This is a genomic window from Aeromonas sp. 602396, assembly GCF_049173735.1.
Taxonomy (GTDB): domain Bacteria; phylum Pseudomonadota; class Gammaproteobacteria; order Enterobacterales; family Aeromonadaceae; genus Aeromonas; species Aeromonas veronii_A.
In genome coordinates this window covers 143,901-164,267 of record NZ_JAAKSD010000004.1, presented here as the reverse complement: position 1 = coordinate 164,267, position 20,367 = coordinate 143,901, and the positions used below count along the sequence as shown (strand labels likewise).

The window sequence follows — 20,367 nt, the reverse complement described above, 5'->3', positions numbered from 1 at the left end:
TCATGGTATGAAAAACACTATGAGCAGTCACTTAACCAATTGATTTATAAGGTTTTACGTAAATGGTAGTGGATCAGCAAGACCAAATCCGCCAGGATCAAGCCCATCTCGAGGCCGTGGTTGCCGAAGCCCTGGAGATAGCCAAAGGACTGGGCGCCTCGCTGGCCGAAGTCTCCATCAGCAAGCAGACCGGGTTGTCGGTGAACACCCGGGGTTGTGAACTAGAAAGCATTGAATTCAATAAGGATGGCGCCCTCGGCATCGCCGTCTATCGCGATGGTTGCAAGGGATCTTCCTCGACCACCGATCTGAGCAAACCCGCCATTCGTGCCGCCGTTGAAGCGGCCATCGAGATTGCCCGCCACACCTCGGCGGATGATTGCGCCGGTCTGGCGGACGCCGAGCTGCTGGCCTGGGATGCCCCCGACCTGCAACTGTGTCACCAAATCGAGCTGGATCCCCAGCGCGGCATCGATCTGGCCATCGAGTGCGAACGACTCGCTCTGGGTCGCGATATCCGTATCAAGCACTCCGACGGTGCCGGTTTCTCCAGCCATCTTGGCATCAAGGTCTATGGTAACAGCCACGGCTTCGTCAAAGGCTACGCGGCGTCGCGTAACTCCCTTAGCTGCGTGCTGATCGGCGAGCAGGATGGCGACATGCAGCGGGATTACGGCTACTCCTCCAGCCGTTCCCTCGACGGGCTCTGGAGCGCGCAGCGCATCGCCGACGAGGCGGTGGAGCGTACCGTCTCCCGTCTCGGCGCCCGCAAGATTTCTACCCGCCATGCCCCTGTGCTGTTCCACCCCGATACTGCCTCCGGCCTGTGGGGCCATCTGGTGATGGCCATCAGCGGTGGCAACCTCTATCGCAAGTCGAGCTTCCTGCTCGACAAATTGGGCAAGCAGATCCTGCCAGAGTGGCTCACCATTCAGGAGTTCCCCCACCTGCTGGGCGGGCTCGCCAGTACCCCGTTCGATGGCGAAGGGGTGCGTACCCGCGACATGGATATCATCCGTAACGGCGAGCTGATGAGCTGGCTGCTTACCTCCTACTCTGCGCGCAAGCTGGGGCTGACCACCACGGGTCATGCCGGTGGCATCCACAACTGGCAGGTCTCCAATACCGGCCAGGATTTTCAGGGCATGCTGAAAGAGATGGGTACCGGTCTGCTGGTGACCGAGCTGATGGGGCAGGGGGTCAATATCGTCAATGGCGACTACTCCCGCGGCGCTGCCGGTTTCTGGGTCGAGAATGGCGAAATAGCCTATCCGGTCGAGGAGATCACCATCGCCGGCAATCTGGCCGAGATGTTCAGTCATATCGTGGCGGTGGGTAGTGACGAGGATGAGCGCTCCAGTCTCAAGACCGGCTCGGTGCTGGTAGAGAATATGAAGCTGGCGGGTCACTGATCGCCGCTGCAGCGAGATCGATATCCATAAAAAGAGGGCCGCAATCGCGGCCCTCTGTCTTATTTGCCTGGCGGATTAACCGGCCTTGACGCTGCGGCGACGCTGCAGCCAGACGATCACCCCGAACAGCAGGAAGCCCGGGATCCACATCCACTCCTTGCGCCAGCGATCGGTGGGCGCCTTGACGGTGAGGATCTCCTGATCGAACTCCAGCCCCATGGTGGCGGCCGGGCTGCCAAAGGCGACGTTGTCGATCAGCGTCTTGCCATCCTGCTCATAGAGGCTCAGCCCCAGATTGGCCAGCCGCTCCTCGCCATTTGCCCCATCCGGTACGGCGACCAGCAGGGTGAACTTGCGTGGCTTGCCCACGGCATCTTCACCGAGGATCCGCAGCCGCAGGGTGCTCTCCGCCTCCACTTCACCCATGGTTTGGGCCAGCTGGGCAGGCGGGGTCTCGCGATAGGGGTCGTGCACCATGTCCATCCAGAAACCCGGGCGGAACAGGGTAAAGGCGACCAGCAACAGCAGCACGCTTTCGTACCAGCGGCTCTTCACCAGGAACCAGCCCTGAGTGGCGGCGGCGAAGATCAGCATGGCGATGGTCGCCACGATGAAGATCAGCACCCCGTGGGCGAAGTCCACGTCGATCAGCAGCAGATCGGTGTTGAAGATAAACAGGAACGGCAGCGCCGCGGTACGCAGGCTGTAGTAAAACGCCGTGATCCCGGTCTTGATGGGATCGCCCTTGGAGACAGCGGCAGCCGCGAAGGAAGCCAGCCCCACCGGCGGCGTCACATCCGCCATGATGCCGAAGTAGAAGACGAACAGGTGCACCGCGATCAGCGGCACGATCAGCCCGTTTTGCTGCCCCAGCGTCACCACCACTGGTGCCAGCAGGCTGGAGACCACTATGTAGTTGGCAGTGGTCGGCAGCCCCATGCCAAGGATCAGGCTCAGCAGAGCGGTTAGCAGCAGCATCAGCAGCAGGTTGCCCATGGAGAGGAACTCCACCAGATCCGCCAGCACCAGACCGACCCCTGTCTGGGAGACCGCACCCACGATAATCCCCGCGGTGGCGGTGGCAATGCCGATACCGATCATGTTGCGGGCACCGGCGACCAGCCCTTCCCGCAGATCCACCACGCCGTCAGCGACGGTGCCGTAGTCGTGCTTGCCGTCCTTGCGCAGCCAGTTGAGCAGCGGGCGCTGGGTCAGCAGGATGATCACCAGCATCACGGTCCCCCAGAAGGCCGACAGCCCCGGCGAGAGGCGTTCCACCATCAGGCACCACACCAGTACCACCACCGGCAGCAGGAAGTGCAGGCCGGAGAGCAGCACGGCGCGGGTGTTGGGCAACTCGGTGAGCGGCTTGTCGGGATCTTCAGCAGGCAGCGGTTCATTGCTGGCAGCGATCTTCAGCAGGGCCACATAGGCGGCAGCCAGCAGTACCGAGATCCCCGGCAGGGCGTAGTCACCCAGAGCAGGTTTGAGCCAGCCGAGGCCATAGTAGACCGCCAGTGACAGGCCGCTGATGAGGGCTGCGCCAAAGGCAAAACCGGTCAGGCGACGCAGCCAGGGTTTGGGTTGATGGTTGCCGATGGGCTGCATGCCCAGTTTCAGCGCCTCCAGATGGACGATGTAGAGCAGCGCTATGTAGGAGATGGTGGCAGGCAGGAAGGCGTGCTTGATGATCTCCACATAGGGGATGCCCACGTATTCGACCATCAGGAAAGCCGCAGCCCCCATCACAGGTGGCATGATCTGGCCGTTGACCGAGGAGGCCACTTCCACCGCCCCCGCTTTCTCTGAACTGAAGCCCACCTTCTTCATCATCGGGATGGTGAAGGTGCCGGTGGTCACCACGTTGGCAATCGACGAGCCGGAAATCAGACCGGTCAGGCCGGAGGCGACCACTGCTGCCTTGGCCGGGCCGCCGCGCAGGTGACCGAGCAGGCTGAAGGCGAGCTGGATAAAGTAGTGACCGGCACCGGCACGCTCCAGCAGGGCGCCAAACAGCACGAACAGGAACACGAAGCTGGTGGAGACGCCAAGGGCAATGCCGAACACCCCTTCGGTGGTGATCCACTGGTGGTTGGCCAGCGCGGTGAAACCTACCCCGCGATGTGCCAGCAGTCCCGGCATCCAGGGGCCCGCCAGGCTGTAGATCAGAAAGACGATGGCGATGACCGCCAGTGCTGGCCCCAGGGCGCGGCGCGCCGCTTCCAGCAGCAGCGGAATGCCGATGCAGGCGGTCACCAGATCGGCGGTGGTGAGGGTGCCGGGACGCAGCGCCAGCGCTTCATACATCACGAACAGGTAAGACGCGGCGCCTGCGGCGATCAGACCGAGGGCGATATCACCGAGGGGGACCCGATCCCGCGGCGAGGAGCGAAACGCCGGGAACACCAGAAAAGCGAGCAACAGGGCAAAAGTGAGGTGAATGGAGCGGGTTTCGGTGTCATTGAGTACGCCAAACCCCACCATGAAGGGGAGTGGCGAGGCGATCCAGAGCTGGAACAGGGACCAGGCCAGCGCCAGCGTGGTGATGATCCAGCCCAGCGGGCCCAGCGGCAGGCGAGCGCCCACATCCTGGGCGATCAGTTCCTCGGTAGATAGTTGTTTATCTTGCATAGGGTTAACTTGTGCCAACGAGTACAACAAGAGCGACACCCGCCCCCGCAATCAGGCGGCAGACGGGTGTCGAAGAGAGTGACAAAGGCCCCGGGGCCTTTAATCAGAGCCAGCCGCGCTCTTTGTAGTAGCGGGCAGCCCCTTCATGCAGCGGTGCAGAGAGACCCACCTTGATCATGTCGGCCTCTTTCAGGTCGGCAAAGGCAGGGTGCAGGCGCTTGAAGCGATCCAAGTTGTCAAACACCGACTTGACCAGCTGATAGACCACTTCCGGATCGGTTTTGGCGCTGGTGGAGAGCACCGCTTTGCCACCGATGGAGGGGGTCGGCTTGTCGCTGCCCTTGTAGATGCCGCCCGGGATCTCGGCCTTGCTGTAGTAGCTCTTCTCGGCCAGCAGCTTGTCGATGTCGGCACCGGTCACAGGTACCAGTACTGCATCTGTGGTGGTGGAGGCTTCCTGAATGGCGCCGTTCGGGTGACCGACGAAGTAGCTCATGGCGTCGATGTTGTTGTCACCGAGGGCGGAGGCCTGTTCGGCCGGCTTCAGCTCGGAGACCAGACCGAAGTCACCCTTCTTCCAGCCTTTGACCGCCATGATCTCTTCCATGGTATCACGCTGGCCGGAGCCCGGGTTGCCGATATTGACGCGCTTGCCTTTCAGGTCGTCGAAGCTGGCGATCTTGGCATCGCGGCGAGCCAGGATGGTGAACACCTCGCTCTGCAGGGAGAAGACGGCGCGCATGTCGTCCATGGCCCCTTCGGCCTGGAACGGCGGCAGCCCCTTCATCGCCTTGAACTGGTGGTCGGATTGCATGATGCCGAAGTTGAACTCACCGCTGCGGATGCCGTTGACGTTGGCAACACCGCCGCCACTGGCCGGGGCGTTGCACTTGATCTGGTGATCGGCGGCGCCGCGATTGAGGAAGCGGCAGATGGACTGGCCAGCGACATAGTAGACGCCGGTCTGACCGCCGGTGCCTATGGTCACGAAGCGCTCCTGCGCTTGCACCGGACCACCGAATGAAACACCGACCAGAGCCGCCGACAGGGCGCATGCCAAAGTTAATCCTTTCATTTTTTCTCCCTTTTCTTTGATTTTGTTTATCCGATCCCCGGATAAATTGATGGCAATCCCGTTCTGCGCCGGGCTTGCCCGCTCTTCTCGTTGCGCGAAAGCGGGGGAGTTGATTGCCCCCTTTTCCGGCGGTCACCCTCATCCTGTGGTGAGGCTACCGACCTCCTGTCGGTCGAAGATAAATTGGCCCCTGAGGGGCCAAATAAAAAGTTGCAAGCACTCCGATTAAGCACATTCACCCAACATAAATCAAACGAAATGGCAAAATCACGGAGTTTAATCTTGAGAAACATGACCTCGATCATTCATTTTCTTGCCGAAGATTAATTTGATATGGAGGGAAATGGAAGAGGGAAAAACTGCGAGAGGATTCTTATGCGGCCCTTGAATGACAAGGGCCGAGGTCATAATGGATCAGTTGGCCGGGGTGGCCAGATCCAGGATAAAGGCGTATTCCAGCGCGATATCCTCGTAGGCTTTGAAGCGGCCCGACTTGCCGCCGTGGCCGGCGTCCATGTCGGTGTTCAGTAACAACTTGTTATCATCTGTCTTCAGTTCGCGCAGCTTGGCGACCCACTTGGCGGGCTCCCAATACTGCACTTGCGAGTCGTGCAGCCCGGTGGTGACCAGCAGGTTGGGGTAGGCTTGCGCCTTGACCTGATCGTAGGGGCTGTAGCTCTTCATGTAGTCGTAGTAGCGCTTCTGGTTCGGGTTGCCCCACTCGTCATACTCCCCGGTGGTGAGGGGAATGGACTCGTCCAGCATGGTGGTGACCACATCGACGAACGGCACCTGCGCCACCACGCCGCGATAGAGTTCGGGCGCCTGATTGATGACGGCCCCCATCAGCAGACCACCGGCGCTGCCGCCCATGGCGTAGACCTGATCCCTGGCGCCGTAGCCTTGCTCCACCAGCGCCTTGGTGACATCGATGAAGTCATTGAAGGTGTTCTGCTTTTTCAGCAACTTGCCATCTTCGTACCAGTGACGGCCCAGCTCCTCGCCACCCCGGATATGGGCGATGGCGTAGACGAAGCCGCGATCCAGCAGGCTCAGGCGCGAGCTGCTGAAGTCGGGATCCATGCTGGCGCCGTAGGAGCCGTAGCCATAGACCAGCAGCGGATTCTTGGGCGCATCGGCCTGCTCTTTCTTGAACTTGTCCTTGCGATAGACCAGCGACACCGGCACCGATACGCCGTCGCGGGCGGTTACCCAGAGCCGCTCGCTGGCGTACTGGTCGGCCTTGAAGCCGGCCACCGGCTGCTGCTTGAGCAGGGTGCGCTTGCCGCTCGCCATGTCCAGCTCATAGGTGGAGGCGGGGGTTGTCATGGAGGAGTAGCCATAGCGCAGGGCGCTGGTATCCGGCTCCGGGTTGTAGGCGAGCCAGGTGACATAGGCGGGATCATCGAAGGCGATCTCCTTCTGCTCACCGCTCTGCCAGTTGACCTGACGCAAGCGGGTCAGCCCCTTGTTGCGCTCTTCCAGTACCAGCCAATCCTTGAACAGGGCGTAGCTCTCCAGCAGCACGTCCGGATTGGGGGCGATCACCGCCTTCCAGCGATCGACCGGGCTCTCTTTGGTCTCGTAGAGGCCGAAGTTCTTGCCATCCTTGTTGGAGCGGACATAGAAGCGGCCGCGGTAGTGATCCAGGCTGTATTCGTGATCCACCTGACGGGGCAGGAACAGGCGGGGGGCGTGCTCCGGCTGGTTGGCATCGATCAGCCGTGCTTCGCCTGTGGTGGTGCTGGAGAGGGCGATGACGATGAAATCTTCCGAGGTGGTGGCGTAGAGGCTGATGTAGAAGGAGTCATCCTTCTCCTCGTAGACCAGCTTGTCCGTGGCCGGATCCGTCCCGAGCGTATGGCGATAGACCTGATAGGGCAGCAGGGTCTGCGGATGCTTGCGCACATAGAAGACGGTCTTGTTGTCGTTGGCCCACACCAGATTGCCGGAGGTATTTTCCAGTTTGTCGGTGGCCCACTGGCCACTCTCCAGGTCGAGGAACTGGATCTGGTACTGACGGCGGGAGAGGAAATCTTCCGCCACCGCCAGCCAGCGGTTGTTGCGGCTCACCTCAAGGGCGCCGAGGGCATAGAACTCGTGCCCTTCAGCCCGCAGGTTGCTGTCGAGCAGCAGGCTCGCCTGCTCTTCACCGAGCTTGGTGCGCGAATAGATCCCGTACTCCTTGCCCGGCTCATAGCGGGTCTGGTAGCGGTAGCCGTTCTTCACATAGGGCACCGACTCATCCTGCTGGGGGATGCGGGCGACCATCTCTTTGTAAAGCTGTTCGCGCAGGGGTTGGGTCGGCTTGAGCATGGCCTCGGTATAGGCGTTCTCGGCCTTGAGATAGTCCAACACCTCGGGCTTCTGCCGCTCGTCGTCACGCAGCCAGTAGTAGTTGTCGATGCGGGTATCCCCGTGTTTTTTCAGAGTGCGGGGATGTTTGGCGGCCACGGGCGGCTGGATTGGATGTTCGCTTGTCAGCATGGCGGGCTCTTCATTGGCATAAGTGGGGGGGAGAACTGTCAGAAAGGCTAGCAGCAGAACTCCTCGGGAAAAGGTAAACATGTCGCATCCTTGGCGCTGGAAAGGGTTGGTAGACCTGAGCATCGGCTCCATGAATTGGCGTTAAATCTGCCCCTTGTTGCCGGTGGTTGCAAGCAATCCCTTGTTATTGCAGGAAATGTAATCAAAAAAAGCCGCTATCTCGCGATAGCGGCCCTCTTTCTGGCCATGAGCGGCAAGAGTCCGCTCAGGTGTGCCTCACATGATATGGGAGTGCCCTCTCATGGCCAGTTTTCGTCAGCCTGGGTAGCTCGACCAGCGGTTGGTCGCGCCCTCGTTGCTGATACTCAGTACCTCATAGGGATGGCCCGGAATATCCATGCCCGGCGCACTCTGGGGCATGCCCGGAATGGTCAGGCCCCGGATCGCCGGTTTTTCCCTGAGCAGCTTCTGCACATCGGCGGCCGGTACATGCCCCTCGATCACATAGCCATTTACGATACCGGTATGGCAAGAGGCCAGTTCCGGCGCGATACCGTATTGCTGCTTCACTGCGCCGAGCTGTTCGGTTTCGATGACTTCCAGTTCGAAGCCATTCTGCTCCATGTGCTCGTTCCAGCTTTGGCAACAGCCACAATATTTGGATTTGTAGACGGTCATCTTCTCGGCCGCGAGAGCCGAAAAGCTGACGGTACCGGCCAGCATGGCCAGTAACAGGGGTTTGTACATCACTCACCTCAGATTGAAAGAAAAGATGCCCGATACGGGATGCGTTTCAGGTCCGGGTGCGTGGGGGACGTTCGAGCCGCTCGCACGGAGCGTCCGGCATAAAGAGAGAGGGGGAGGCGAAGTCGGGGGTATCCGGTTCCAGCACGGCGACCGTCAGGCTGTCGCTGCCTACCAGCGTCATCGAGAGGGCGGTGGTAAAGCTGCCGCAGGGCATTGCTTTTTCCAGGGTTCGCTCGCTCTGGCTGCAGTGGGTGGTCAGGGTACAGAGGTCGGTTGCGGCCCGACTGCCAAACGACATCAACACCAGCACCAGACTCCACAAGGGGAGCCAGCGACGGGCGTGAGCGAGTTGGCGACGGGTGAGAACCATGGAATGACTCGAAAATAACAAGGGGCACATGGTAACCCTGTGCCCCGGGGGAGGGTCAAGCCCTCCCCATAGAGTCAGTCAGCCAGGATTAAGGTTGCTGACGGGTCGCCGCCAGCACGATCTCGCGCACGCAGACGTTGGCAGGCTGGTTCCAGGCGTAGAGCACGGCATCGGCGATCACTTCCGGTGCAATGACGCCGCCCATCTGATCTTTCCAGTCGTGGTAACCGGCCTTGATGCTCTCGTCAGTGGTGTGGCTGAGCAGCTCGGTCTCGACCGCACCCGGGGCAATGGTCACCATACGCACGCCGACATCGGCCACCTCTTCCCGGATGTTCTCGGTCAGGGCGTGCACGGCGAACTTGGTGGCGCAGTAGGCAGCATGGTTCGGGAAGGTCTTGCGACCGGCGATGGAGCTGATGTTGATGATGGTGCCGCTGCGGCGCTCCTTCATGCCTGCCAGCACTGCGTGGACGCCGTTCAGCACCCCCATCACGTTGATGTTGAGCATCTGCTGCCATTCGGCGGGATCCTGCACATCTGCCTGACCCAGCAGCATGACGCCGGCGTTGTTGACCATGCAGCCGACCGGGCCAAATTTGGCTTCTGCCTGCTGGACTGCGGCCTTCATGGCGGCGGTGTCGGTCACATCGACCCCGATGCAGAGGGTATCGGGCAGGTTCAGCGCCTGCATCGGCTCGACCCGGCGGGCCAGCAGCAGCAGCGGATGACCGGCGGCAGAGAAGGCACGGGCGATGGCGGCACCGATCCCGGCGGAGGCGCCGGTGATCACGACGAGAGATTTGGACATGGGTCTTTCCTTCTGATTCAAGAGTCGGTTTGAGCAAACAGGTGGCTGGCCAGCACGGAACCCAATCACTATAGTCACTGTATCTATAAGTGATAAATATTGTTTTCCGCTGGTTATCATCTGAAAAAACTATGGTTGGTTTATGCTGGACTTGAGATTGCTGCGTTTCTTCATCGCCATCTATGAAGAGAAGAACATCACGGCGGCGGCCGAGCGCTGCCACGTCAGCCAGCCCTCCCTCTCGGCGGGACTGCGCCAGCTGGAAGAGGCGCTCGGTGACAGCCTGTTTGTCCGGGGCAAGAAAGGGGTGGTGGCGAAAGATCCGGCCCACTATCTCTATCCTCACGCAGTCAAGCTGGTGGAGGAGGCGCGCCGTCTGCCGGAGCTGTTTCGCCAGAAAGCGACGCGTGCGAGGCTCAATATCGCCATCATGCCGGACTTGAGTCGCCGCCGGGTGGCCGGGCTGCTGCAGCAAGTACAGCGCGTGCTGCCGCAGCTGGATCTCACCCTCTCCGACTACGCTACGCCCGCCGATTGCCGCTTGACGCTGGATGTCCTGCGCCGGGAGGACGAGATCTTTCTGCCGCTGTGGGAGGAGGATTACGTGCTCTGCGTGCCGGTCGATCATCCCCTGGCCAGTCGCGAAAGGATCGAGTTGGCCGAGCTGCAACATTATGATTTTATTGAGTGCCCGCCCTGCGAAGCCCATCAGCAGACTATCGGCCTGCTGGCCTGTGACCGGCTTACCCTCAATCTGGTGGCCAAGGCCGAGAGCAAGGGGCTGGTGATGGCGCTGGTGCTGGCGGGGGTCGGCATCAGTTTTCTGCCGGACGGGCTGGTCGAGGATGAGGCGGGGCTCTGTACCCTGCCGGTGAGCGGGCCGCGGATGTTTCGCCGGATCGGGCTCTGCTATCCCGCCCACCAGACCCTCAATCCGGCGCTGCGGGAGCTGATCCCCGAGTTGGCAGGTTATGGCGCTTCCTGATAAGGTCGCTTTCCTGTGCACCTTTACGATGCAGCTCCCCAGACTCCCCTTTTCTGTTTACCGTGCCTTGCACTGCAAGGCTTTGTTCGGGTGATGTGGTCATGAAACGCATTCTGGTAATTTTTTCCCATCCCGCTCTGCAGAGCTCGCGGGCCAACAAGCAGCTGTTGCAGGCGATTGAGGGGCTGGAGGGGGTCACGGTTCACGACCTCTATCAGCACTATCCCGACATGTTCATCGATGTGAAGCGGGAGCAGGCGCTGCTCTGTGAGCACGATATCATCGTCTTCCAGCACCCGTTTTACTGGTACTCCTGTCCGGCCATCATGAAGGAGTGGATGGATCTGGTGCTGGAGTATGGCTACGCCTACGGCCCCGAAGCCCACGCCCTCAAGGGCAAGCAGTGGCTGAGCGCCATCACCACCGGCGGGGCGCCGGAGTCCTACTGCAGCGAGGGTTACAACAGCCGACCGCTGCTCGATTTTCTGCTGCCATTTCAGCAGGCTGCCACCTTGTGCGGCATGAACTGGCTGCCCCCCTTCGTGCTCCACTCCTTTCACAAGATCAAGGATCCCGCCGCCCTGCGCCGCTGTGGACAGGATTACCGCCAGCTGCTTTGCGCCTTGCGTGACGATCAGCTGACTCCAGAGCAACTGGCCGGGCGCCCTTATCTGCGCGACTTGCTGGAGGTGCTCTGATGAAACACGGACAGCTTGTTGGCCGAGCTTATGAGCCGGATCTGATGTTCACACGGAGGGCTGACTGATGGGCCACGGGATCCTGTTTGATGCCTTTATCTATCTCTCTGCCGCCGTCATCGCGGTGCCGCTGGCCAAGCGCTGGGGGCTCGGTTCGGTGCTTGGCTACCTGCTGGCGGGGATCATCATAGGCCCCTTTCTGCTGGGGTTGGTGGGGGAGCAGAAGGATGTGATGCACTTCGCCGAGTTTGGCGTGGTGCTGATGCTGTTTCTGGTCGGTCTTGAATTGCGTCCGGCCCTCTTGTGGCAGTTGAAGGGGCCGATCCTCGGCACCGGCGGCCTGCAGGTGCTGCTCACCACGGCGGCACTGACCGGCGTGGCGCACCTGATTGGTCTGCCGCTGCAACAGGGGCTGGCCATCGGCCTCATTCTGGCGCTCTCCTCCACCGCCATCGTGTTGCAGAGCCTGCAGGAGCGCAAGCTGATGCAGAGCGAGAGCGGTCGCTCCGCCTTTGCGGTGCTGCTGTTTCAGGATATTGCGGTCATTCCGATCCTGGCGATCCTGCCGCTGTTGGCCATGGCGCCGGTCGCTAGCAATGGTGGCTCCGAGCTGGCGGGTTGGCAGCATGGTCTGCTGGTGGTCGCGGCCATCTCCGGCATCGTGCTGGGTGGCCACTATCTGATGCGGCCGGTGTTTCGTGCCATCGCCCAGTCCCATATGCGGGAGATCTTCGTCGCCGCCGCCCTGCTGCTGGTGATCGCTATCGCTGTGCTGATGGAGTCGGTGGGGCTTTCGCCTGCACTTGGCTCCTTCCTCGCCGGTGTGGTGCTGGCCGACAGCGAATATCGTCATGAGCTGGAGGCAGACATTGAGCCGTTCAAGGGCTTGCTGCTCGGCCTGTTCTTTATGTCGGTGGGGGCGGGGATCGACTTCGGGCTGTTTGCCGAGCACCCCTTCCTGATACCCACTCTGGTGGTTGGCCTGATGGTGCTCAAATGGCTGGTGCTGATGGCGCTCGGCTTCATTATCCGCATCTCGCCGAGCCAGCGCTGGACCTTCGCGCTGGCGCTCGCACAGGGGGGCGAGTTTGCCTTCGTGCTCTTTTCGTTTGCCGCGCAAAACAGGGTGCTGCCCGGTGAGACCATCTCGCTGCTGACGCTGGTGGTAGCGCTCTCGATGGCGCTCACCCCACTGCTGCTGATCCTCAATGATCGGGTGATCCAGCCCTGGTTCGATTACCGTAACCAGAGCGATGCGCCGCAGCATGAGCAACCTGAGCTGGTGGAGCATCCGGTGATCATCGCGGGCTTCGGCCGCTTCGGTCAGATCGTGGGGCGTCTGCTGCATGGTCACGGCATCGGCACCACCATCCTCGAGCAGGATGCCAGCCAGATAGAGACCCTGCGCAAGTACGGCTATCAGGTCTTCTATGGCGATGCCAGCCGGATCGACCTGCTCCATGCCGCCGGGGCGCACAAGGCGAAGCTGCTGGTGCTCTCCATCAACGATCCGGCTACCTCGCTGGCGGTGATCGAGATGGTGCAGAAGCACTTCCCGCACCTGAAGATCCTGGCGCGAGCGCTGGATCGACCCCATGCCCACGAGATCCTGCGCCACGGGGTCGAGAGCGTACACCGGGAAACCCTGGGCTCGGCGGTCGATCTGGGGGTGGAAGCCCTGACCCAGCTCGGTTTTCGTGCCAACCAGGCCTGGCGGGCGGGGCAGACCTTCAAGCAGCACGATAACTGGCTGTTGCGCGAGCAGGTCAACTATCTGGACGACGAGCACACTTATATCAACAAGAGCCTGCAATACCGGGAGATCCTCTCCGATCTGTTGCAAGACGACGAGGAGGGGCAGGAGCGTATCCATGCCCATAACTGGAACAGCGGGTTACCCGACGACGACAAGGAAGCAAAATGATTGCCTATTACCCCATGTTTAAACACCTGCATATGACGCTGGCGCTGGTCAGTCTGCTGCTCTTTATCTATCGCTGGAGTCTGGCGCTGGCCGGCAGCGATCGGTTGCAGCAGAAGTGGCTGAAGATCCTGCCGCATATCAACGACACCTTCCTGCTGCTGTTTGGTGTGTTGCTGGCGGTGGCCTTGCAGTTGAGCCCGGGTCAACAACCCTGGCTGATGGCCAAGCTGATTGCACTGGTGCTCTATATCGGTCTGGGTGTCATGGCGCTCAAGCGCCCGGCCCGCGGTCAGAAGCTGGTGGCCGGTGTGGCGGCACTGGCGGTGTTTGGCTACATGGTCGGTGCGGCCATCACCAAGTCAGCCTGGTCGTGGCTGACGTGATTTGGCTGGGAGGGAGGATTGCCTCCCTCCGGCTATCTCAAAAGAATAGATTCAGAAAAATCCTACGCCCCTCTATGTTAGCCTGCCTCTCCACTTAGTTTTCTTCGATACGCTTAGCTTGTCTGAAAACGTCAAGTTAGCTGTGTTTATCCATATTTTTTCTTATAAATCATATATATACGTAGTTTTGTATGAAAATGGCGACAGTTGTCGCTACAAAACTTACGACATAGACTGTCGCAAGTTGCGACTAGCATACAGTCAACGCTAAACCAGTGAAGGCATGCACCATGAGTAAGAAGCTGTTACGACAACTGACCTTGGCGCGTTGCATCCCGCACCGCCCTTACAAGCTGACCGCCAGCCAACTTCAGGTAAAACTGGAAGAGGAAGGCATCCATGTCAGTCTGCGTACCGTGCAACGGGACCTGGAGGAGATGTCCGGCATGGGACTGTTCGACCTCACCTCGGACGAGCGCAGCAAACCCCATGGCTGGTGCTTCGAGCGCCACGGCCTCAACGACTTTGCCAATATCATGCCGCTCTCGCTGGCGGTGGCCCTGAAAACCTGGAGTGATCAGGCGAGCCAACTGTTGCCGGCGAGTGTACTGACTGAATTGAATCCGCTGGTCGACAAGGCGAGCCAGGTGATCCGCGACAGCCAGAGTGAACTGGCCGAACGCTGGCTGGAGAGTGTCCACCAGTCACCGCGCCCGTTTGCCGGCAACCCGGAGATCCGTCGCAGCACCCTGATCCGCGATGCGCTCTGGCGTGGTCGCAAGTTCAGTGCCGAGATCCAGCGCGTGATCAAAGAGCGCACCGTGTGGCTCTGCTACGACCGTATCAACCCGCTCGGCATTCTCAATCAGCCGGACGGGCCGATCCTGCTCTGCACACTATCCGAGCTGGATCCCAAGGTTTACGGCATCCCGTTTGACCATATCAAGAACGTGGAGCTGACCAACTTCAGCGCCACCCAGCCGAAGGATTTCAATATCCAGAAGCTGATCCGCGATCAGGGCTATCAGGATGTGAGCGGCCCGATCCGCTTCGTCGGCCGGATCGATGCCAACAGCCAGTCGCTGGTGGATAACCAGATCCCCGGCAACAATCCGCGCATGACCCGCTATGACAAGCGCAGCGTGGTGGTGGAGACCGAAGTGCAGGACACCCCGGAGTTTCGCAGCTGGTTGAACAACATCGGCGGTGAACTGGAGGTGCTGGCACCGGAATCGTTGCGCAAGGCCTATCTCAATCCGGCCAACCGCTTGAGCTGATTAAAAAATTGGAATGTTGAAGAGTCGAGCCTGGTCTCGGCTCTTTTTTTGCGGTTTTTTTAAGCATATTTATTCAACTAATTTTTAAGTCTTAACGTCAGGATTGAACCGTTTTCCTGCCCCGTTTTTGGGGGCGAAACCCGTGTAAGAGATCTGCCATAGCGACTGTAAGAGGCTGGCGCTTTGAGCCGTACGCGAAGCCATGCCAGAATGATCGAACTTTCCCGTGAAACTAAATAAATAACTGATATTAAAGGGTTAGTTTTTAAGTTTGTTTTTTGGGATGAGAGCTGCATCGGATCTTTATCATCGGATGGCCCTTGTTCGGGGGGCGCATTTCCTTAGTATGGGTCTCACAAGGACGGAGCTGGTCCGGCAGGATGCAGGGCAGCGCATAAAGATGGAATATTCCGCAGGATGTGGACAAGGAACACCGCGGGATGCGGCAGGACACTCTCGGGATGGGAGTAGAACGAACGGAACCTCGTTCTTCAGGATGAACAGGACCTCGCCGGATGCGAGAGGAATACTTCAGGATGAAGTGAGATAACCCGGATGGTTATCTGTCAGGAAGACGCAAGGAACCCCACAGGACGTGGTAATGGACACCTCCAGGATGGAGACAGGGAAGCAGTTCAGGATGAATTGCCAGGCCAGGAACGCCGCAGGACACGCCAACGGATTGGAAAGGGGATATTCCAAAGGATTAGGATAACGTCAGGGATTGCAGGGAGCATTGCAGTTCTACGGACAGGACGACACGACTCTAGGGGACGGCTACCGCCGTCCCCTTTTCTTTTATGGTTTGTCCGAGAGATTGCCGCGCTGGGCGGCGTTGACGATCTCTTGCAAGCGCTGACGAATGTCGACCATGCCAAACACGCCAAATATCAGCACAGTGACAAACTCGGCCTTGGTGACAGCGAAGTAGCGTTTGCAAGCTGCCTTGATCATGCTGGCCTGCAGCCAGTGCAGCAGGGCGACGATCACGCCGCAGACCGGCAGAAAGCCGTTGAGTTTGCCGGGCAGCGGGGCAATCAGGCTCATCAGCACACCAAACCAGAAGAACAATATCAGCCCCATCGCCAACAGATTAAAGACTCGCTTCATTGTTTACCTCTCTTAGATAGAGTTGATAGCAGACCTGACCTGCTTGTTTGTCCTTGAGTAGTTGCCAGCTGGCGGGCAGCGCCAGATCGGCCATCTCCTTCTCCCGCTCCAGATAGATGAGGGCGTCCGCTGCCAGCCAGCCGCGCTGCTCCAGCAGTTCGCACACTTGCGGCAGCAGCTCGCGGCGAAACGGCGGATCGAGGAACACCAGATCAAACGGCGTGGCCGGGCCTTGCAGCCAGCTCACTGCATCTGACTGGATCACCTGACCCTGACTGCTGCCGAGAGCGGTCAGGTTCTTCTTGATCTGGTCGGCGGCCCCTTTGTCCATTTCGATCAGGGTCACCTGCTCGGCATAGCGCGACAGCGCCTCCAGTCCGAGTCCGCCGCTGCCGGCAAACAGATCCAGGCAGCGGGTGCCGCGAATATGGGGGGCCAGCCAGTTGAAGATGGTTTCCTTGACGCGATCCGTGGTGGGTCTGAGCCCCTCCACATCCTTGACCGGCAATTTGCGGCCTCGCCACTGGCCGCTGATGATTCTTACAAAGCCCGATTTTCCTTGCGGGGCAGGACTCTTGCTCGGGTTGCTACGGCTGGATTTCACTCTGGGCATCGCGTTTCATCGTCAGAAAATAAAGTGGTAGTATAAGGCGGTTCATTTTTATGCCGACCCGCCAAGGGACGGCTATCTTAGCAGTCAGCCTTTGATGTGAGTATTTTTAGATGGCAAAAGGTTTGTTTTCCTGGCTGGGTTTCGGCCGCAAGAAAGAAGAGGCTGAGGCTGTCCAACCACAGACACCCCAAGCCACCCCCGTTACCGTTGAGCCCGAGGTCACTGCTACCCCCGCTCCCGTTTCCGATACCACTGTTTCCGATAGTACGCCGGCCGTTGCCCCCGAAGTGCCTGCCAGCGCCGAAGTGCCTGCCAGCGCACAGAATTCCGTTTTGCAAGATGATTGCTGCCTGCCGACCGAGCTGGACGACCACGGCCCACTGGTGGTGGAGGAGTGCGCTTCCGATTTGGAGCCGGTGATCGTCAACGAAGCGCTGATCGCCGAAGAGGAGCGTGCCGCTGAAGCCGCTCGCTCTGCCGCAGAAGCGCAAGCCGCTGAGGTCAAGGCAGCCGAAGAGGCTCGTATTGCTGCCGAAGCTCGCGCTGCGGAAGAGGCACGTATCGCTGCCGAAGCCCGCGCTGCAGAGGAGGCTCGTATTGCTGCCGAGGCTCGCGCTGCAGAAGATGCTCGTATCGCCGCCGAGGCTCGCGCTGCAGAAGATGCTCGTATCGCCGCCGAAGCTCGCGCCGCAGAAGAATCTCGCATTGCCGCCGAGGCTCGCGTCGCGGAAGAATCTCGCATTGCCGCCGAGGCTCGCGCTGCAGAGGAGGCTCGTATTGCCGCCGAAGCCCGTGCTGCGGAAGAGGCTCGTATTGCCGCTGAAGCCCGTGCGGCTGAAGAGGCTCGTATTGCTGCTGAAGCTCGCGCTGCGGAAGAGGCTCGTATTGCTGCCGAAGCCCGTGCTGCGGAAGAAGCTCGCATTGCTGCTGAAGCTCGCGCTGCGGAGGAGGCTCGCATTGCCGCTGAAGCTCAGGCTGCGGAAGAAGCCCGTATCGCCAAAGAGGCCCAGCGAGCGGAAGATATGCGCCTGGTCGCCGCGATGGAGGCTGAGGCTGCCGCACTGGCTGCCCTGCCGTTGGCCGCCAAGGTGGACGACGACACCCAGGACAAACCGCAGCGGGAGGGCTTCTTTGCTCGCCTCAAACGCAGTCTGGTTCGCACCAAGGAGAATATCGGTTCCGGTTTCTTCGGCCTGTTCCGTGGCAAGAAGATCGACGATGAGCTGTTTGAAGAGCTGGAAACCCAGCTGCTGACCGCCGATCTCGGTGTGGATACCACCACTCGTATCATCGAGGGGCTGGTGCAGCACGCGGATCGCAAGCAGCTCAAGGATGCCGAGGCGCTCTACGGTTTGCTCAAACAGGATATGGGCGAGATGCTGGCCAAGGTGGAGCAGCCGCTGGTGATCGACACCAGCAAGAAGCCTTACGTGATCCTGATGGTCGGCGTGAATGGCGTCGGCAAGACTACCACCATCGGCAAGCTGGCCAAGCAGTTCCAGGCTGAAGGCAAGAGCGTGATGCTGGCAGCGGGTGACACCTTCCGTGCCGCTGCGGTCGAGCAGCTGCAGGTATGGGGCCAGCGCAACAACATTCCAGTGATTGCCCAGCATACCGGTGCCGACTCCGCCTCCGTTATTTATGACGCCATCGAGGCCGCCCGCTCCCGCGGGGCTGACGTGCTGATCGCCGACACAGCCGGTCGCCTGCAGAACAAGAGCAACCTGATGGAAGAGCTCAAGAAGGTAGTACGGGTGATGAAGAAGCTGGATGAAGAGGCCCCCCACGAGATCATGCTGACGCTGGATGCCGGCACCGGCCAGAACGCCCTGAGCCAGGCCAAGCTGTTCAGCGAGGCGGTTGGCCTGACCGGCATCACCCTCACCAAGCTGGATGGCACCGCCAAGGGCGGCGTCATCTTCGCGGTGGCCGACAAGTTCCAGATCCCGATCCGCTATATCGGGGTGGGCGAGGGGATCGACGATCTGCGTCCCTTCGTTGCCAACGATTTCATCGAGGCGCTCTTCAGCCGCGATGAGTCAGCTCAGCCGTGATGATTAAGTGTTCCATACCCCGACTTCGGTCGGGGTTTGTCAATGTCAGGGAACCGTTATGATTCGTTTTGACAAGGTCAGCAAGGTATACAGCGGCGGCCATCAGGCGCTGCAAAAGGTCAGCTTTCACCTGCGCAAGGGAGAGATGGCCTTTCTGACCGGGCACTCGGGGGCGGGCAAGAGTACCCTCCTCAAACTGATCAGCGTGATGGAGCGTCCGACCGATGGTCGCGTCTTCTTTCATGGTGATGATGTCAGCCATATCCAGCGCAGCCAGATCCCCTATGTTCGCCGCCAGATCGGGATGATCTTTCAGGATCACCGCCTGCTGATGGACCGCACCGTGTTCGACAACGTAGCGCTGCCGCTGGTGATCGATGGTTACAGCCATGCGGACATCAACAAGCGGGTGGCGGCGGCATTGGACAAGGTAGGGTTGCTCGGCAAGGAGCGTTACCAGCCGCGGATGCTCTCCGGGGGTGAACAGCAGCGGGTCGGCATCGCCCGTGCCATCGTCAACAAGCCGCCGCTGCTGCTGGCGGATGAACCGACCGGCAACCTGGATCCCCAGCTCTCCATGGATATCATGCGGCTATTTCAGGAGTTCAACAATTTTGGGGTCTCTGTACTGATTGCTACTCACGATCTGGGGCTGATCGCCCGCATGCGCTATCGCACCCTGACCCTCAAGGCGGGTCGCATGTATTCGGCCGGGGAGGAGCTCTGATGGCTATTGTTCGTCATAAACAACCACCGCTGCGTCGTCTGATGATGTACGGGGTTGACCATGTGCGGCAGGCGTTTGCCAGTCTCGGGGAGCTGTGGCGAAATCCGCTCGCCTCCCTGATGACGCTGGCGGTGCTCGGTGTCAGTCTGGCGTTGCCCTCCTGCTTCCACGTATTGTTGAAAAACGCCGAGGTGGTGGAGGGGAGCTGGCAGAACAGCTCCCAGATCTCCCTCTATCTGCGCAAGGATCTGCCGGAGCAGAGCATTCTCGATCTGCAGCACAGGATCCTGCTCTATCCCGAGGTGGATTCGGTCACCTACCTGAGCCGTGACGATGCGTTGCGGGAGTTTCGCGAGATCTCCGGTTTCGGCGATGCCCTCGATTATCTGGACAGCAACCCGCTACCGCCGGTGCTGAGCGTCATTCCGGATCCGCGCTGGCAGAATCCGGAAGGGGCCGCCGAGTTGCTCGGCAAGCTAAACAATGAGGATGGGGTCGAGCAGGGCAAGCTGGATCTGCAGTGGCTGACCCGCCTGCAGGGGATCATGAACCTGCTGCGTCACACCATTACCGGTATCGCCGTGCTGCTGCTCTCCGCCGTGCTGCTGATCGTCGGCAACACCCTGCGTCTCAACATCCTCAACCAGCGTTCAGAGATCGAGGTGCTCAAGCTGGTGGGGGCAACCGATGCCTTCATCCATCGCCCTTTCCTCTATACCGGCATCTGGTTCGGGGTGATCGGCGGCATGCTGGCATGGTGGCTGACCGAGGTGATGGTGATCTGGAGCGAAGGGGTGGTGAAGGAGCTGGCGGGCTTGTATAACAGTAACTTCCGGCTGGTTGGCATGGGTCTGGTAGATGGGGTGAACCTGATCCTGCTGGGGGCCTTGCTGGGGCTGATTGCTTCCTGGTTTTCGGTTCATCGTCACATTCGAGATATAGAGCCATCCTGATTAATTTATTATCAAAGTAAATCGCTGGATTTTGAGAGGTGGATCAAGTAAAAGAGGCTCCGTTTCTGGCTTGACCCCCTTAGTCAGAGTATTCTGAATAGCGGCGATCT

17 protein-coding genes are annotated in these 20,367 nt (G+C 60.0%); 9 read left to right on the top strand and 8 right to left on the bottom strand.

The window, feature by feature from the left end:
- Positions 1-68: 68 nt before the first annotated feature.
- Positions 69-1,412, top strand: a complete 1,344-nt coding sequence (pmbA, locus tag G5229_RS07590) for a metalloprotease PmbA (protein ID WP_216979642.1) — start codon at positions 69-71, stop codon at positions 1,410-1,412.
- A 75-nt stretch (positions 1,413-1,487) separates the two neighbouring features.
- Here the strand turns inward: pmbA and G5229_RS07585 are convergent, their stop codons facing one another.
- The 6 genes from G5229_RS07585 to G5229_RS07560 all read right to left on the bottom strand — a co-directional run bounded on the left by G5229_RS07585 (position 1,488) and on the right by G5229_RS07560 (position 9,533).
- On the bottom strand, positions 1,488-4,043 hold the full coding sequence (locus G5229_RS07585; protein WP_421208897.1) for a TRAP transporter permease: 2,556 nt from the start codon (positions 4,041-4,043) through the stop codon (positions 1,488-1,490).
- A 103-nt stretch (positions 4,044-4,146) separates the two neighbouring features.
- Positions 4,147-5,118, bottom strand: coding sequence for a TAXI family TRAP transporter solute-binding subunit (locus G5229_RS07580; protein WP_005339950.1), 972 nt, complete (start codon positions 5,116-5,118; stop codon positions 4,147-4,149).
- A gap of 414 nt (positions 5,119-5,532) precedes the next feature.
- Positions 5,533-7,686 (bottom strand): S9 family peptidase, encoded by a 2,154-nt coding sequence (locus G5229_RS07575; RefSeq protein WP_368194872.1) that lies wholly within the window; start codon positions 7,684-7,686, stop codon positions 5,533-5,535.
- A 234-nt stretch (positions 7,687-7,920) separates the two neighbouring features.
- Positions 7,921-8,352 (bottom strand): DUF411 domain-containing protein, encoded by a 432-nt coding sequence (locus G5229_RS07570; RefSeq protein WP_005339953.1) that lies wholly within the window; start codon positions 8,350-8,352, stop codon positions 7,921-7,923.
- Between the two features lie 46 nt (positions 8,353-8,398).
- Positions 8,399-8,722 (bottom strand): hypothetical protein, encoded by a 324-nt coding sequence (locus tag G5229_RS07565; RefSeq protein ID WP_204420131.1) that lies wholly within the window; start codon positions 8,720-8,722, stop codon positions 8,399-8,401.
- 88 nt (positions 8,723-8,810) lie between these two features.
- Complete coding sequence (locus G5229_RS07560; RefSeq protein WP_005348556.1) at positions 8,811-9,533, bottom strand: SDR family oxidoreductase; 723 nt, start codon at positions 9,531-9,533, stop codon at positions 8,811-8,813.
- A gap of 142 nt (positions 9,534-9,675) precedes the next feature.
- Here G5229_RS07560 and G5229_RS07555 point away from each other — a divergent pair, with 142 nt between their 5' ends.
- The 5 genes from G5229_RS07555 to G5229_RS07535 all read left to right on the top strand — a co-directional run bounded on the left by G5229_RS07555 (position 9,676) and on the right by G5229_RS07535 (position 14,800).
- Positions 9,676-10,518 (top strand): LysR family transcriptional regulator, encoded by an 843-nt coding sequence (locus tag G5229_RS07555; protein WP_199416573.1) that lies wholly within the window; start codon positions 9,676-9,678, stop codon positions 10,516-10,518.
- A gap of 101 nt (positions 10,519-10,619) precedes the next feature.
- On the top strand, positions 10,620-11,216 hold the full coding sequence (locus tag G5229_RS07550; protein ID WP_005339958.1) for an NAD(P)H-dependent oxidoreductase: 597 nt from the start codon (positions 10,620-10,622) through the stop codon (positions 11,214-11,216).
- Positions 11,217-11,283: 67 nt separating this feature from the next.
- Entirely contained in the window at positions 11,284-13,140 is a 1,857-nt protein-coding gene (locus G5229_RS07545; protein WP_128816427.1) for a monovalent cation:proton antiporter-2 (CPA2) family protein, read from the top strand.
- The gene (locus G5229_RS07540; RefSeq protein ID WP_421203295.1) at positions 13,137-13,523 is read left to right on the top strand and encodes a SirB2 family protein; all 387 of its coding nucleotides are present in this window, start codon (positions 13,137-13,139) and stop codon (positions 13,521-13,523) included. Before G5229_RS07545 ends, G5229_RS07540 begins: the two co-directional genes overlap by 4 nt.
- Before the next feature lie 290 nt (positions 13,524-13,813).
- Entirely contained in the window at positions 13,814-14,800 is a 987-nt protein-coding gene (locus G5229_RS07535) for a helix-turn-helix transcriptional regulator (RefSeq protein WP_005339987.1), read from the top strand.
- Between the two features lie 798 nt (positions 14,801-15,598).
- On the opposite strand, the gene G5229_RS07530 is transcribed toward G5229_RS07535, so the two are convergent.
- Together G5229_RS07530 and rsmD are read right to left on the bottom strand one after the other, a co-directional pair.
- Positions 15,599-15,910, bottom strand: coding sequence for a DUF1145 domain-containing protein (locus tag G5229_RS07530; RefSeq protein WP_042052536.1), 312 nt, complete (start codon positions 15,908-15,910; stop codon positions 15,599-15,601).
- Entirely contained in the window at positions 15,894-16,523 is a 630-nt protein-coding gene (gene rsmD, locus G5229_RS07525; RefSeq protein WP_124930360.1) for a 16S rRNA (guanine(966)-N(2))-methyltransferase RsmD, read from the bottom strand. The genes G5229_RS07530 and rsmD overlap by 17 nt, the downstream gene beginning before the upstream one ends.
- 110 nt (positions 16,524-16,633) lie before the next feature.
- Here rsmD and ftsY point away from each other — a divergent pair, with 110 nt between their 5' ends.
- From ftsY to ftsX, 3 genes are read left to right on the top strand one after another with little or no spacing between them, the layout of a single operon-like run.
- Positions 16,634-18,577 (top strand): signal recognition particle-docking protein FtsY, encoded by a 1,944-nt coding sequence (gene ftsY / locus G5229_RS07520; RefSeq protein ID WP_421208896.1) that lies wholly within the window; start codon positions 16,634-16,636, stop codon positions 18,575-18,577.
- Between the two features lie 58 nt (positions 18,578-18,635).
- On the top strand, positions 18,636-19,304 hold the full coding sequence (gene ftsE / locus G5229_RS07515) for a cell division ATP-binding protein FtsE (protein ID WP_005339995.1): 669 nt from the start codon (positions 18,636-18,638) through the stop codon (positions 19,302-19,304).
- Positions 19,304-20,257 carry a permease-like cell division protein FtsX gene (gene ftsX / locus G5229_RS07510; RefSeq protein ID WP_005342860.1) on the top strand — a complete coding sequence of 318 codons (954 nt, stop codon included), beginning with the start codon at positions 19,304-19,306 and terminating at the stop codon, positions 20,255-20,257. Before ftsE ends, ftsX begins: the two co-directional genes overlap by 1 nt.
- Positions 20,258-20,367: the final 110 nt, after the last annotated feature.